The sequence below is a fragment of the Kitasatospora sp. NPDC022856 genome (assembly GCF_055561235.1).
The window spans coordinates 219,008-234,079 of the sequence record NZ_JBVHHE010000004.1 but is presented as its reverse complement, the minus strand read 5'-3'; the positions used below and the strand labels follow the sequence as shown (position 1 = coordinate 234,079).

Genomic DNA, 15,072 nt, shown 5'->3' with positions numbered 1-15,072 from the left:
TCCGGGTTGTCTCGGCTGGTGATGCATTGGCCACGAAGTGACTCTGATCACATCCGACGATCCCAGAAAACTACTACCTGTGATCGAACAAGTGCACATAGGGTGCCGGATGTCCTGGGCTGATGCATGGGCCTTTCGGGGCCTCGGCACTCTGTGGGGGGATCAGTTGTCTCGACGTGCAAGTTTGTTCACCCGACCACATCGCTCGCGCGTTGCTGCGGCAGCCGCCTTGGCGGTTCTGATGTCAATCGTGACGATTCCCTCGGCGGAAGCGGTTGCCAAGGCGGTCAAGGACGAGAAGATCTGGGAACCGCCGAACACCCCGGTGCCGGTGACCAAGCCGGTGACGGGCACCGATGCCAAGGTGGCGGGTCATCGGCCCGACCCGGGCGCCAAGTGGACACCGCCTGCCGACTCGAGCCCGCCGTCCGGCAGAGCCGTCGCAGTGCTGGAAAGCACCGCCGGGAAGGCGCTTCCGGCGCAGCCCGAGGCGAACGCCGCCTCCGGGTCCACCGCCTCCTCGCCCGTTCAGGTCGGATCGTTGCCGGTCTGGGTCGCCCGGACACAGACGTCGAAGCAGGCGGCCAAGAGTGTGCCGCTCGCCCCGGCCCCGGGAGGCCCTGCCGCGCTCCAGGTCGAGGTGGCCGACCGCGGCCGAACCGACGCGGCAGGGGTCAACGGCGCGCTGGTCGCCCTCACCGACGCCGGCGAGGGCGGTGCGGCCGGTCGCGTGCAGGTCGGGATCGACACCACCTCCTGGGCGAAGAACGCCGGCGCCGACTGGGCTTCCCGTGTCCACGTCGTGCAGCTGCCCGGCTGCGCCCTGACCACACCCGGCCTGCCCGGTTGCACCAGGCGCACGCCCGTACCCTCCCAGCGTGACGGCGAGTCCGGCCGCCTGCTCGTCGAGGTCGACGTGCCGCAGACCTCGGCCGCCTCGGGTAAGTCGCTCTCCTCCAGCGCCTTCGCCGCGCCGCAGTCGGGAGGCGGCCCGGCGATCGCGCTCGCGGTCGAGGCCGCCTCTGCCGGCAGCGCCGGCGACTTCGCCGCCTCGCCGATCACGCCGTCGGCCTCCTGGCAGGCCGGAGTCAACGCGGGTAACTTCACCTACGGCTACACCGTCGAGCTGCCCTCCGCGCTCGCGGGCGCCGCGCCCAGCGTCTCGCTCGGTTACGACTCCTCCGCATCGGACGGCAAGACGGCATCCACCAATGCCCAGCCGTCCTGGGTCGGTGAGGGCTGGGAGTGGCACCCGGGTTCCATCACCCGCGGCTACAAGGGGTGCAAGGACGCCGGCATCGACAAGTCGGGCGACCAGTGCTGGGGCGGTGACCTGCTCCAGCTCTCCCTCGCGGGCCATGCCGGGCTGCTGGTCCGGGACGACACATCCTGCGAGTGGCACCTCAAGGGCGAGGACGGCACCAAGGTCGAGCGGCTGACCGATCGGAACAACGGTGCCTGGAACGGCGAGGCTTGGCGGGTCACGACCGTCGATGGCACGCAGTTCTATTTCGGTGCCAACCACCTGCCCGGCGGCGACGGTTCGGACCAGGCCAGCAACTCGGTCTCCACGGTGCCGGTCTACTGGCCGGGCGGCCAGGACCCGTGTCTGAGGTCGGGTTCGCCGGCCACCAACTCCTGGTCACAGATGGGCTGGCAGTGGTCACTGGACTACGTCGTGGACCCGCACCAGAACCTGATCAGCTACCGCTACGAGCAGGAGCAGAACCACTACGTCCAGAGCGGGGGCCAGAACGACGGCAACGGCCCCCGGGTCCAGTACCAGCGCGCCAGTTACCCGGTCTGGGTCGGCTACGGTCAGCGACTGCCCGACCAGATCGCGGCGAAGGGCACGGCCAAGCCGGCCGCCCAGGTGTGGTTCCGCACGGCCGAGCGCTGCCTGCCGGGCGGCGACATCACCTGCGAACCGTCCCAGCGGACCAAGTCCAACGCGAAGTTCTGGCCGGACACTCCGATCGACCAGAACTGCGACGCGAGCGGTGAGTGCACCGTCTACTCGCCCACCTTCTGGTCAACCAAGCGCCTGACGAAGATCGACACCGAGGTCTGGGACGGCTCCGCGTTCCGGCCGGTCGACTCCTTCGCTCTCAACCAGTCGTTCCAGGACCCGGGCGACGGCACGTCGCCGGCGCTCTGGTTGGACTCGGTCCAGCGCACCGGGAGCAACGGGAGGGCTCCCATCACGCTGCCCGAGGTCTTCTTCGAGCCGCTGCAGATCGCCAACCGTGTGGACGGCAGGATCGTCCGTCCGGACGGTACCTCGGCATCCGTCGAGCCCTTCAAGCGTCCGCGCATCCAGAAGATCACTACCGAGACCGGCGGTCTGATCAACGTCGTCTACGGACCTGCCGAATGCTCGCGTGCGGCCGGCCGGATGCCGTCGTCCGAGGACGGCAACACGATGGCCTGCATGCCGGTGAAGTGGTACTTGCCGGGGCAGTCCGCGCCGGATCCGGTGAACGACTGGTTCAACAAGATCGTCGTCCAGTCCGTCTCCTCGCAGGACACGGTCGCGGGCGCCGTCTCCGTGGTCACCAACTACGTGTACGGCGGCGGAGCGGCCTGGCACCGCAACGACTCCGAGCTCGCCGACCCGAAGGCGCGCACCTGGGACCAGTTCCGCGGCTACGCCACGGTGACCACCCTCTCCGGCAACGGCAGTGACGTCGAGGCGCCCAGGACCAAGACCGTCTCGACCTTCCTGCGCGGCATGGACGGCGACATCCTGGCCAGTGGGACCACACGGACGGTCGACGTCACTGACGTGCACGGTGGCACGATCAAGGACCAGGACGCTCTCGCCGGGTACATCCGCGACACCGCCAACTACGAAGCGGAGAACGGAAGCATCGTCTCCACGGTGGTCTCCGACCCTTGGCTCGGCGCCGTGACAGCGACCCGCACCCAGTCCGGCGGCATGCCGGCCCTCACCGCGAGGGCGGTCAACACCTCGAAGGTGACCAGTCGCGAGAAGCTGGTGAACGGCTGGCGTACGAGCGAGAAGTCCACCGACTACGACGACACCCTGCTCTCCCGGCCGACCGTCGTGAGGGACAACGGCGATCTGGCCCATCCCGAGCAGTTGCTCTGCACCTCGTTCAGCTACGCCACCGGTCCGGGTGGTGCGTTGAGCCAACTCGCGTCGCGGACCGTCGTACTCAAGGGCACCTGCGGTCCGACGGCCACCAAGGACAACACGGTCGCCGACACCCGGGCCTACTTCGACGGGCTGCCGTTCGGTCAGGCGGGGGCCAAGGCGGAGCAGACCGCGACCGAGGTACTGGAGCGCTACGACACCTCCGGAAAGCCGGTCTACAAGCCCACGGCCCGAGCGAGCTTCGACGCCTACGGCCGAGTGGTCAGCACCGTCGACCCGAGTCGCACCGACGCCACCCATGCCACCGGCGCCGAGACCAGGACGGCCTACTCGCCGGCCTCCGGCCAGCTACCGACCCAGATCACCAACACCAACCCTATGGGATGGCAGACCGTCGCCACCCTGGACGTCGGCCGCGGCTCGGCGCTCAGGATCCGGGACGAGAACGGGCGCGTCTCGGAGCAGGAGTTCGACGGACTCGGCCGTTCGGTCGCGGGCTGGAGCCCCGGCAACGACCGCAGTACGCACCAGAACCGCCCGAACCGGAAGTTCTCCTATGCGGTCAACGGAGCCAACGCACCCTCGCAGGTGCTCACCCAGGCACTGATGGGCGACCTGGAGACCTACACGTCGAGCTACACCATCTATGACGGCCTCGGCCGGATCCGTCAGACCCAGGCCAGCGCTCCATCGGGTGTCGCCGGGCGCATGATCACCGATGCTCTGTTCGACTCCCACAGCTGGCAGACCAAGACCAGCGCCGCGTACTACAACGACCAGGCGGCCCCGAGCGGCCAGCTCTTCCTGCCCAACGGCGGGGTGACCCCGGACAGCAAGATCCCGTCGCAGACCGTGCAGAAGTACGACGGCATGGGCCGCGTCACGGACTCGATCTTCCAGTCCCACGGCATCGAGCAGTGGCGCAGCCGCACCGAGTACGCGGGGGCGGACGAGATCCGCACCATCCCGCCGACCGGGGGGTACGCGACCGCGACCGTCATGGACGGGCGCGGGAACACCGTCGCCCTTCGCCAGTACAAGGCGAACACCCCGACCGGTGCGTACGACGAGACGACGTACGGCTACACGCCTGAGGGCAAGGAGGCCTGGCGCAGGGATGCGGCCGGGAACCTGTGGACCTATGAGTACGACCTGCTCGGCCGCCCGGTGAAGGGCACCGACCCGGACTCGGGAACGGGCACCACGACCTACGACGACAGCCGGAACCTCGTCACGGTCACGGACTCCCGGGGCAAGAGCGCCACCAGCGTCACCGACCTGCTCGGTCGCACCGTCGCGGCCTACGAAGGTCCGGCCGTCGACCCGGCCAAGCAGGTCGCGGGGTGGACCTACGACAGCCTCGCCCTCGGCAAGCCCACCTCCACCACCCGGTATGTCGGCGGTTCGAGCGGAGCAGCGTACAAGTCGGAGATCACCGGCTACGACATCGGCTATCGCGAGTCGGGGGCCAAGACCACGGTTCCGGCGGTCGAAGGCAAGCTGGCCGGTACCTATCTCACCGAGAACACGTACGACAAGGCCGGTCGGCTGGCGAGCACCCTGATGCCCGCCGTGGCGGGCCTGCCCAGAGAGCGGCTCAAGTTCGCGACCGACACCGTCGGTCAGCTGACCGCGATGTCGAGCACGGTCGGTGGCGATCCGTCGACCACCTTCATCGCGGGAGTTCGGTACGACCCCTACGGACGGGCGTTCCGCACGACACTCGGTCCTGGCGGGGCCAATCTCGTCGCCACAACCGTGATCGACGAAGCCACGGGCCGGGTCACCCGCTCGATCCTGGACAAGGAGAACGCTCCGACCGCGAGCGTCGACGTCGTCGACTACACCTACAACGCGCTCGGCCAGGTCACTTCGGCCCGCAACGCCCAGGACGGTGAGGCCGCCGACCTGCAGTGCTTCAACCACGACTACCTCGGTAGGCTGACCCAGGCCTGGACGGACACCGGCACGCAGACGACGCTGTCGCAGCCGAACGTCCCGGCGGTCGGCTCCTGCGCCAACGCCAACGGCCCGGACCTGAATGCCGGCAGGCCGAGTGTGGGCGGCCCGGCTCCGTACTGGCAGCAGTACGAGTACGACCTGATCGGCAACCGCACCAAGCTCGTCAAGAAGGACGTCGACGGCGACACCGGCAAGGATGTCGTCACCACCCAGACGTTCGGCAGCGGTCCGAACACCCCGTCCTCCGATCCACGTACGGGCGGCGGCACCGGCGGTCCGCACGCGCTGATGAAGTCCACGGAAGCCGGCCCGGACGGGACCGCGGTGACCTCCTACACCTATGACGCCGCGGGCAATACGACGTCCGTCACCGACACCCCGGGCACCAAGACCCTGACGTGGAACGCCCAGGGCAAGCTCGATCAGATCACCGGGACCGGGCAGAGCGCCGGCACCAGCTACCTGTACGACGTCTCCGGCAACCAGCTGATCCGCCGGGACCCGGGGAAGACGACCCTCGACCTCGGCGCCGACCAGCTCACGCTGGACACCACGACCGGGGTGGTCACCAACGTCCGCTCCTACGGGGCACCCAACGGCCTCTCCATCACACGGACCACCACCGACGGCACGTCCACGCTCGCCTACCAGAGTTCGGATCCGCACGGCACCAACGGTGTCCAGTTCGACGCCTACGACCTCTCGCAGGTCCGCCGGCCCACCGACCCGTTCGGCAACGAGCGCGGCGCCCAGCCGGGCGCGGGGATCTGGGCCGGTGACAAGGGCTTCGTCGGCGGCACCAAGGAGAAGGCCACCGGCTTCACCCTCCTCGGCGCCCGCGAGTACGACTCGAGGACGGGCCGCTTCATCAGCCCCGACCCGATCACGGACGCCGGCGACCCCCAGCAATGGAACGCGTACGCGTACGCCAACAACAGCCCCATCAACAAGTCGGACGCCAACGGCCTGAAGGTCGGTTGTGACAACCCCGACGAGTGCAGGAACAACCACGAGCCTCGTGCCAACGGCCAGGCGGTCGACGCGGTATTCATCTACAGCCCTCCCGGCCCGATCGAGCCGCCTGACGCAGGGGTGCAGAAGGCTCTGGCGAAGCAGGACGCCGCCGACCAGGTCGTCAAGGAGGGCAAGCGCAAGCGCGACGAGATCGTGCACAAGGTCGTCGACCTGATCGGCGAACTGATCGGCTTCAACGACGCTCGGGACTGCTTCACCAAGGGCGACGTGATGGCCTGCGTCAACACCGCGCTCAACGCGGTGCCCTGGGGCAAGCTCTTCAAGGCCATCAAGGTCGGCATCAAGGCCTTCAAGATCTACAAGGAGATCGACAAGGCCTACGACATGATCCGCTCCGGCGAACGCGCCGCAGCGGAGGCCAGTCAAGCCGTCGTCGCAGCCAGGACGGCGGCCGCAGAAGCGAAGGCGGCGGAAAGAGCCGCAGCCAAGGCCGCAGAAGAGAAGGCGGCGAAGGAAACGGCTTCTGATGCTGCTGGGGTCGAATCGGGAGCAAGTAAGGCAGAGTCGGATGCTGAGGTTTCCCCGAAGGAGAAGGATGGCGGAGCGGAGGTATCGGCCGATACGGAATACGCCGGAGGGCATGAAGGGAATGTATGGGCTGACCGGGCCACCATCGAAGCTGCTACTGGTAAGTCATCCACTTCGCGCACCCGCGCGCTGGCTTCCGTTGTGGCCGAGGATTTTAAGGATCTGAACTTCACTTACATTCCTCAATATAGTCCGACTGCGAATACCGGAATGGCGAAGAAGGGTGTGGGGACGCAGATTGGGCGGAAGAGGTTCTCGAGTCGAAATGACCTAAGGAATACGGTGGTCCACGAGGAACTTCATCACCGATGGTATGCTCGGGGAATAACAGGTCACCATCCGCGTGATGGCTCTGGTGCATCTCAGCGCTTCTATGACACAGTCGACAGGTATATGCAAATGAGGGGATGGGCGGAATGATCGAGCAGGGGGTGCGGGTCAGTCTAAAGTGCACAAACTGTGGCGCTGATGTCCGTGGCTGGAATGCCCAAGTGATCCGGGTGGGTTCACTGGGTTGGGTCTCTGAATGGGAATGTGAGTCCTGTGGGCTTGTCAGTGACGATGGCGGATCTGGGCCTGGCCCGCAGTGGCTGCGCAATTCTGTAATGCGTGAGCATGGCGCAGTGCGGCTTAGGGTTGTCTCTATAGGGCCTCGACGTGCTCTTGTGATCAAAGAGATCAGGCGGGTGCTGGGTCTGACTATCGGCGATGCCGTCGCGCTGCTGGCGGAACTGAATTCTGCGGGGATCACGCAGACCGCAGCCGAGGCTAAGTTTCTCAGGCGGGCCCTCGAGGTTGCTGGGGCAGAATGTTTCGAGGAGCCGATTTTCGCTCGATCATGAGTTGCTGGGATCGGTAGGCCTCAGGTGTCAGGCAGGGCGAGCTGTCTCGCGAGTGCGTGATGGTGCTTCGGGCACGCTGACCCGAGGGGTCGCCGCAGTGTGATGCTTCGTCCGTGTGTCGCACCGGGTGACCGGGGTGTCACGCGGGTAGGACTGTGGCTGTTCTGACCGGGCGTTGCCGAGACATCGCAGGAGCCGCGAGTGGCCGCTTATCTCGACCGTGACGGAGCCGACGGCCTGGAGGTGCCCGCGCAGGACGCGCCGCCGCCTCCCGCCGAGCTGGTCGCGCTGGCGCAGGCGTACGGGGTGGACACGGCCCTCCAGCCGTCGGCGCGGACCCTGGTGGCGGTGCTGGCCGCGCTGGGCGTGGAGGCGGGCACGCCGGAGGCGGCCCGGGCGGCACTGGAGCGCCACCGGGCCGGGCAGCGGGCCCGGCTGCTGCCGCCCTGCGTGGTGGTGCGGGCGGGGCGGCGGACGGCGCTGGACGTGCCGGCGGACGCCCGGCTCAGCGTCGAGCTGGAGGACGGCGGCGTCTGGGAGCTGCCGCGCGGGCACTCGCACTGGCTGCCCGCCGACCTGCCGCTCGGGCGGCACCGGCTCAGCGCGGTGACCGACGGCACGCGCCAGGACGCCCATCTGATCGTCGCCCCGGAGCGGCTGCCGCAACTCCCCGGCCGCGGCTGGGGCTTCCTCGCGCAGCTCTACTCCGTGCTCTCCGACCGCTCCTGGGGCATGGGCGACCTCGCCGACCTCGCCGAACTCACCCAGTGGGCCGGGAGCCTCGGCGCGGGCTTCGTGCAGATCAACCCGCTGCACGCGGGGCTGCCGGGCACGCCCTCCGACCCGTCCCCCTACCGGCCCTCCTCGCGCCGCTTCGCCGACCCCGTCCACCTGCGGGTCGAGGCGGTACCCGGGTACGCGTACCTGACGGGCGAGCAGCGGGCCGAGGCCGAGGAGCTGGGCCGGCGCGCCGCCCGGCTGCGCGCCGAGGTGCTGGGCCACGACGGACTGATCGACCGGGACGCCGTCTGGGCGCTCAAGCGCCGCGCCCTGGAGCTGCTGCACGAGGTGGAGCCCGGCACGGGCGCCCGGGCCGCCTACGAGGCCTACCGGCGGCGGGAGGGCGAGTGGCTGGAGCGGTACGCGCTCTGGAACGCCCTCGCCGAGGTGCACGGCGCCGACTGGCACGCCTGGCCGAAGGGGCTGCGCCATCCGGACAGCCCGCACGTCGTCCTCGCCGCCGAGGAGCTGGCGGACCGCGTGGAGTTCCACCGCTGGCTCGCCTGGCAGGTCGACCGGCAGCTCGCCGGGGCCCAGCAGGCCGCGCGCACCGCCGGCATGGCCGTCGGACTGATCCACGACCTCGCCGTCGGCGTCCACCCCGACGGCGCCGACGCCTGGGCGCTCCAGGACGCGCTGGGCGGCGGCATCTCGGTCGGCGCCCCGCCGGACGCCTTCAACGCCCACGGCCAGGACTGGGGCCTGCCGCCCTGGCGCCCGGACGCCCTGGCCGCCTCCGGCTACGCCCCGTACGCGGAGCTGCTGCGCTCGGCGGCCCGGCACGCGGGGGCGATCCGGATCGACCACGTGATGGGCCTGTTCCGGCTCTGGTGGGTGCCGGCCGGCCACCCGCCGACCGAGGGCGCCTACGTCCACTACGACGCCGAGGCGATGCTGGGCGTGCTGGCCCTGGAGGCGCACCGGGCCGGCACGGCGGTGATCGGCGAGGACCTCGGCACCGTGGAGCCGGGCGTCCGCGAGGAGCTGGCGGCGCGCGGCGTCCTGGGCACCTCGGTGCTCTGGTTCGAGCGGGACTGGCAGGCCGGGGGCGAGATCCTGCCCCCGGAGCGCTGGCGGCCGGGCAGCCTGGCCACCCTGACCACCCACGACCTCCCGAGCACCGCCGCCCGGCTGACCGGCGAGCACGTGGAGCTGCGCCACCGGCTCGGCCTGCTCGCCAGGTCGCTCGACGAGGAGCAGGCGCAGGCGGCGGCCGAGCTGGCCGAGTGGCGGGCCGAGCTGACCCGGCTGGGCCTGCTGGCCGAGGGCGAGGAGCTCTCGGCGGCGGCGCTGTACCGCTTCCTGCGGGCCACCCCGGCCGAGCTGGTCGGCCTCTGGCTGCCCGACCTGGTGGGGGACCCGCGCCCGCAGAACCTGCCCGGCACCTGGGACCAGTACCCCAATTGGCGGCTGCCGGTCGCGGACGGCTCCGGCCGCCCGGTGACGCTGGACGAGCTGGCCGCCGCCCCGGCCGCACAGGCCCTGACCGGCGTTCTGCGGGCCGCCGGCGGGCAGGCCCGAAAGGCCGACCCCGCCGAGCGCGGCGACGTAAGCGGCGGGTAAGTTGAGCAGCGTGGACAAGAGGAACGCTTTGCGAGCCGGCGCGGTCACCGCAACGGTCACGCTGATGATGCTGCTGTCGTCGCCCGCCATGGCCCTCTCCCGGGACGACGGCGACGACCCGGGTAGCGGCCTGAGCGTCGCCCAGACCCTCGGCCTGTACGTGCTGCTGCCGATCGTGGCCTTCGTGGTCATCGCCGGCCTCGCCGGGCTGCCGTACGGCAGCAAGGACAAGAAGAAGTAACCGAGGGCTTCCACCCGAGCCTGGTACAACGCCCGAGGGGGCGCCGGACATCGTCCGGCGCCCCCTCGGGCGTCAGTGGGGTCCCGGGGCTCGGCCCCGGGACCCCGACCGGCTCAGTGCCCCGCTGCCCGGGCGCCCGCCGCCCGGTCGGCGGCCTGCGCCTTGATGGCGCGCTCGACCCCGGCGCGCTGCTCGATCACCCGGCGACGCAGCGCCGGCGCCGGCTCGGCCGTGCTCAGCCAGGCGTCGGTGGCGTCCAGCGTGGCCTGCTCGACCTGCAGCGACGGGTACAGCCCCACGATGATCAGCATCGCGATCTCGTGGCTGCGGCTCTCCCAGATGCCCTTGAGCGCCGCGAAGTACTTCGCGCCGTAGGGCGCCAGCAGCGCGCGCTGGTCGGCCTGCTGGAAGCCGGCGATCACCGCGTCCTGGACGTAGTTGGTGAGCTTGTCCGACTCCATCACCGAGGCCCAGGCCGCGGCCTTGGCCTCGGCGGTCGGCACGGCGGCGCGGCAGCTGGCGGCGTGCTCCTGGCCGGCCGCGGTGTTGTCGCGGGCCAGCTCGGCCGCGATGGCGGCCTCGTCGGCGCGGCCGGTGGCGGCCAGCCGGCCGAGCAGCGTCCAGCGCAGCTCGGTGTCCACGGCCAGGCCCTTGATCTCGACCGAGCCGTCCAGCAGCGCGGCGAGCAGGTCCAGCTGCCCCTCGCTGCGGGCGACGGCGGCCAGCGCGCGGGCCCAGGCCAGCTGGTGGTCGCTGCCGGGCTGGGCGGCGCGCAGCTGCTCCTCGGCGGCCTCGGCCCAGCGGGCGAGACCCTGCTCGCTCCACGCCGGGTCGGTGTAGGCGTCGAGGGCGAGCTTGACCTGGCGGTGCACCGACTGGACGACGCCGATGTCGGACTCCCGGCGGAGGCCCGAGACGGCCAGCTCCAGGTAGTCGCGGGCGGCCATCTCGCCGTCGCGGGTCATGTCCCAGGCGGACGCCCAGCACAGGGCGCGCGGCAGCGAGTCGGTGAAGCCGCCGAGGTGCTCGGTGACGACGGCCAGCGAGTCCTCGTCCAGGCGGACCTTGGCGTAGGAGAGGTCGTCGTCGTTGAGCAGGATGACGGCCGGGCGGTGCCGGCCGACCAGCTCGGGGACCTCGGTGCGCGGACCGTCGACGTCCAGCTCGATCCGGTCGGTGCGCACCAGCGTGCCGTCGGCCAGCTCGTAGAGGCCGATGGCGATCCGGTGCGGGCGCAGGACGGCCTCGCCCTTGGCACCGGCCGGCAGCGCGGGGGCCTCCTGCAGCACGGCGAAGGACTCGATCTCGCCGTCGGTGTTGAGGGTGAGGGCCGGGCGCAGCACGTTGATGCCGGCCGTCTCCAGCCACGCCTTGGACCAGGCCTTGAGGTCGCGCCCGCTGGCCTCCTCCAGTGCGCCGAGCAGGTCGGCCAGGCGGGTGTTGCCCCAGGCGTGCCGCTTGAAGTAGGCCTGCACGCCCTGGAAGAAGGCGTCCTGGCCGACGTACGCCACCAGCTGCTTGAGGACCGAGGCGCCCTTGGCGTAGGTGATGCCGTCGAAGTTGACCTGGACGTCCTCCAGGTCGCTGATGTCGGCCATGATCGGGTGGGTGGACGGCAGCTGGTCCTGCCGGTACGCCCAGGTCTTCATCTGGTTGGCGAAGGTGGTCCAGGAGTGCGGCCACTTCGAACCGGGGGCCTCGGCCTGGCAGACGGCCTCGGCGAAGGTCGCGAACGACTCGTTCAGCCAGAGGTCGTTCCACCACTCCATGGTGACGAGGTCGCCGAACCACATGTGGGCGAGCTCGTGCAGGATGGTCGCGGCCCGCGCCTCGTACGCGGCGTCGGTCACCTTGGAGCGGAACACGTACTGGTCCCGCAGGGTGACGGCGCCCGCGTTCTCCATCGCGCCGGCGTTGAACTCCGGGACGAACAGCTGGTCGTACTTGGCGAACGGGTAGGGGAAGTCGAACTTCTCCTGGAAGTAGTCGAAGCCCTGCTTGGTGACCTCGAAGATCGCCTCGGCGTCCAGGAACTCGCGCAGCGACGGGCGGCAGTACACGCCCAGCGGGACCTTCTGGTCGCCGTTCTCGTAGCTGTCGAAGACCCCGACGTACGGGCCGGCGACCAGTGCCGTGATGTAGGAGGAGATCCGGCCGGTGGGCTCGAACGTCCAGACCTGGCTGTCGCCCTCGCCGACCGGGGTCGGGGTGGGCGAGTTGGAGACCACTACCCAGCCGGTGGGCGCGGTCACCGTGAAGGCGAACGTGGCCTTGAGGTCGGGCTGCTCGAAGGTGGCGAAGACGCGGCGGGCGTCCGGCACCTCGAACTGGGTGTACAGGTAGGTCTCGTCGTCGACCGGGTCGACGAACCGGTGAAGGCCCTCACCGGTGTTGGTGTAGGCGCAGTCGGCGACGATCCGCAGCTCGTTCTCGGCGGCCAGGTTCGGCAGCGTGATCCGGCTGTCGGAGAAGTTGGCGTTGTCGAGCCGCTCGCCGTTGAGGGTGATCTCCTCGACGCTCGGCGCCACGAGGTCGATGAAGGAGGACGCGCCGGGGGTGTTGGCGCTGAACCGGACCACGGTGGTGGACCGGAAGGTGCCTCCCTCCCGGGCCGAGCTCAGGTCGAGCTCGATGTCGTACGCGTCCACGTGCAGGAGGTCGGCCCGGGTACGGGCCTCCTCACGGGTGAGGTTGGTGCCGGGCACTCGCAGGACTCCTTCGTCAGGCTGATGCTTCGCATCCTCCCATGCCCGGCGCGCGGCGCCCGGGGAAATGTTCGAGGGCGGGGCGGAACAGGCGGGTTGGCCTGTTCCGCCCCGCCCTCGACCGGGTCGGGCACCGGGGCGCTACGCCCCCGGCGTCACTTCTTCGCGTACTTGACCACGGGCGCGTCCGAGCCCGCGCTGCGGGCGAAGCCGTACAGCGAACCGTCCGACTGCAGCACGTACTCGGTGGTGCTGGAGCCGATGAAGTCGGAGTTCTTCTGGCTGGTGATGGTGCCGAGTTCGGTCACCGCGCCGTCGGCCGGCGCGAGCGTGACGATCTTGGCACCCTTGCCGTAGCCCATGTCCAGCACGGCCCGGACCTTGCCGTCCTTGTCGGTGCCGGAGACCAGCCGGATGCCGTCGTTGGTGCCGCCGGTGGACGACCAGAGCCGCTTGCCGGTCGTCAGGTCGTAGGCGTTGACGGCGGGCTTGCTCGGGTTGGTCTGGACGTACAGCGTGGTGCCGCTGACGACGTTCTGGGTGAACGCGTCCGCCTGGCCGGAGAGCCGCAGGCTGTCCGCCCCGGGCTCCTTGACCGACATCGGGGTCATCGGCTTGTTGCTCTTGTCGAACGGCAGGATGTAGTCGCCGTTCGGACCGCTGGTCACCAGCAGCACCAGCGGCTGGTCCGAGACGACCTTGTCGATGCGCTCGATGCTGCCGGTGAACGGGACCGGCGCGGGGCTGGTGGTCTTGCCGGTGTCGGTGTCGACCAGCACCAGCTGCGACTTGGGGTTGGCGTTGGAGCCGTAGCAGCGGTCGCTCACCGCGATCTGGGTGCCGGCGACCTTGCCGTAGACGTTGCAGTCCTTGTCACGGGGCTGGAACTGCCAGACCGGCGAGCCGTCGGCGATGTTCACCGCGCCGGCCACGTTGCCGCCGATGCCGATGACCTTCTCGGTGACGGTCAGGGTGGGCGAGGACATCCGCTCGGTGCTGACCTTGGCCGACCAGAGCAGCTTGCCGGTGCTGATGTCGACCGCGCCGACGGTGGAGCAGTCGCTGTCACCGGTGTTGAGCGCGACGGCGGCGATGTGCTTCGAGTTCACCCCGTACGAGACGGCGCAGAACTCCTTGCTGCCGGCCGGCGGCGCGAGCGTCCACAGCTCCTTGCCGTCGGCCGAGTTGAGCGCGCGGATGCCGTAGCTGTCGGCGCGCACCACGGCCTTGTCGGCGCCCCAGATGCCGAGCAGCTGCGAGCCGCTGGCCGCGTTGGCCGGCTTGGCGGCGGTCCAGGCGAGGCTGTAGGAGCCCGCCTTGCCGCCGCTGCCGCCGCCGGTGCCCGCGGAGGGGTCGGTGGTCGAGCTGTCGGTGGTGCCGCCCGTGCTGCTGGTGCCGCCGTCCGCGGACGGGGTGTCCGGGTCCTTCTTGTTCTCGGTGAACAGCACGACCAGACCCGCGACGATGGCGATCGCCAGCACACCGCCGATGATGCCGCCCCAGACCATCACCGGGTTGCGCCGCTTGGGCGGCGCCGGCACCGGCGCGCCGGGGAAGGCGTACCCGGGCTGCTGCTGCGGGTAGCCGTACCCGGCTCCGCCGTCGGCCGGCGGCGGAGCGGTGTAGCCGTACTGCTGGCCGGCGTTGGGGGCCGGGAACGGGGGCTGGGCCGGGTTGTACGGGCCGGCCGGTGCGGCGCCGGGCGGCGGCGGGGCACCCTGGGCGGGGAAGGCGGCGGCGGTGGGCGCGTAGGCGTACTCGCTGCCCGGGGCCGGCGGCTGCCCGGGTGCGGCGCCCGGCGCGGCCGGTCCGCCCTGCCCGGGGACCGGAGCCCCGTCGAGCTGTGTCATCTGGTTCGCCACGGCGGCCGGGTCCACGCCTCCCGGCGTGCGGCCGAGCGAGACGCCCCGATTGTCCTGCGGCCCGGTACCGGGTGTGTCGCCTGCCCCCGGCGTAGGGTGATCCCCTGCCATCTGATGCCCCGTCATGTCTGGAAGCGTCCCCCGGCCGGTCACGTCCGTGGCCGGTGGGACGGGTGAGAATGGGCACCATGGTACGGGTGGGCGGTTTTCGGCCGGTCGCAGGAGCCCGGCAGGCCGCGCGTCGCGGCTCTGAGCTGGGGCCCCGTCGCCGGCGCCCGGCCCCCCGGCGGTACCCCGCCCCGCGCCCGGTGGCACACCTCCCGGCGCCCGGTGGCACACCTCCCGGCGCCGTGCGAGGCCCCCGGAGCAGTCCACCGGGACCACCTTCCCCACCCCTTCCCCACTCCGCCCCCGCGGTAGCCGCGCCACCCGACGC

General features: G+C 70.5%; 5 protein-coding genes. 3 read left to right on the top strand and 2 right to left on the bottom strand.

Annotated features, from left to right (window positions below):
* Positions 1-250 precede the first annotated feature (250 nt).
* The 3 genes from ACZ34W_RS07485 (at position 251) to ACZ34W_RS07475 (ending at position 10,069) form a co-directional block, all read left to right on the top strand.
* Positions 251-7,063 (top strand): RHS repeat-associated core domain-containing protein, encoded by a 6,813-nt coding sequence (locus ACZ34W_RS07485; RefSeq protein WP_465602390.1) that lies wholly within the window; start codon positions 251-253, stop codon positions 7,061-7,063.
* 665 nt (positions 7,064-7,728) lie between these two features.
* Entirely contained in the window at positions 7,729-9,828 is a 2,100-nt protein-coding gene (gene malQ, locus ACZ34W_RS07480; RefSeq protein ID WP_465602493.1) for a 4-alpha-glucanotransferase, read from the top strand.
* 10 nt (positions 9,829-9,838) lie between these two features.
* Positions 9,839-10,069: a hypothetical protein gene (locus tag ACZ34W_RS07475; RefSeq protein ID WP_380391966.1), complete on the top strand. Its 231-nt coding sequence runs from the start codon at positions 9,839-9,841 to the stop codon at positions 10,067-10,069.
* 113 nt (positions 10,070-10,182) lie between these two features.
* On the opposite strand, the gene pepN is transcribed toward ACZ34W_RS07475, so the two are convergent.
* Positions 10,183-12,774, bottom strand: a complete 2,592-nt coding sequence (gene pepN, locus ACZ34W_RS07470; RefSeq protein WP_465602388.1) for an aminopeptidase N — start codon at positions 12,772-12,774, stop codon at positions 10,183-10,185.
* A 155-nt stretch (positions 12,775-12,929) separates the two neighbouring features.
* A complete protein-coding gene (locus ACZ34W_RS07465; protein ID WP_465602386.1) occupies positions 12,930-14,624 on the bottom strand; it encodes an outer membrane protein assembly factor BamB family protein in 1,695 nt (564 codons plus the stop codon).
* Between the last annotated feature and the right edge of the window lie 448 nt (positions 14,625-15,072).

What these genes read in the sequence shown, in the direction of transcription:
- ACZ34W_RS07465 (WP_465602386.1), bottom strand. Translation starts at nt 14,624, where the DNA reads ATGACACAGCTCGACGGGGCTCCGGTCCCCGGGCAGGGCGGACCGGCC.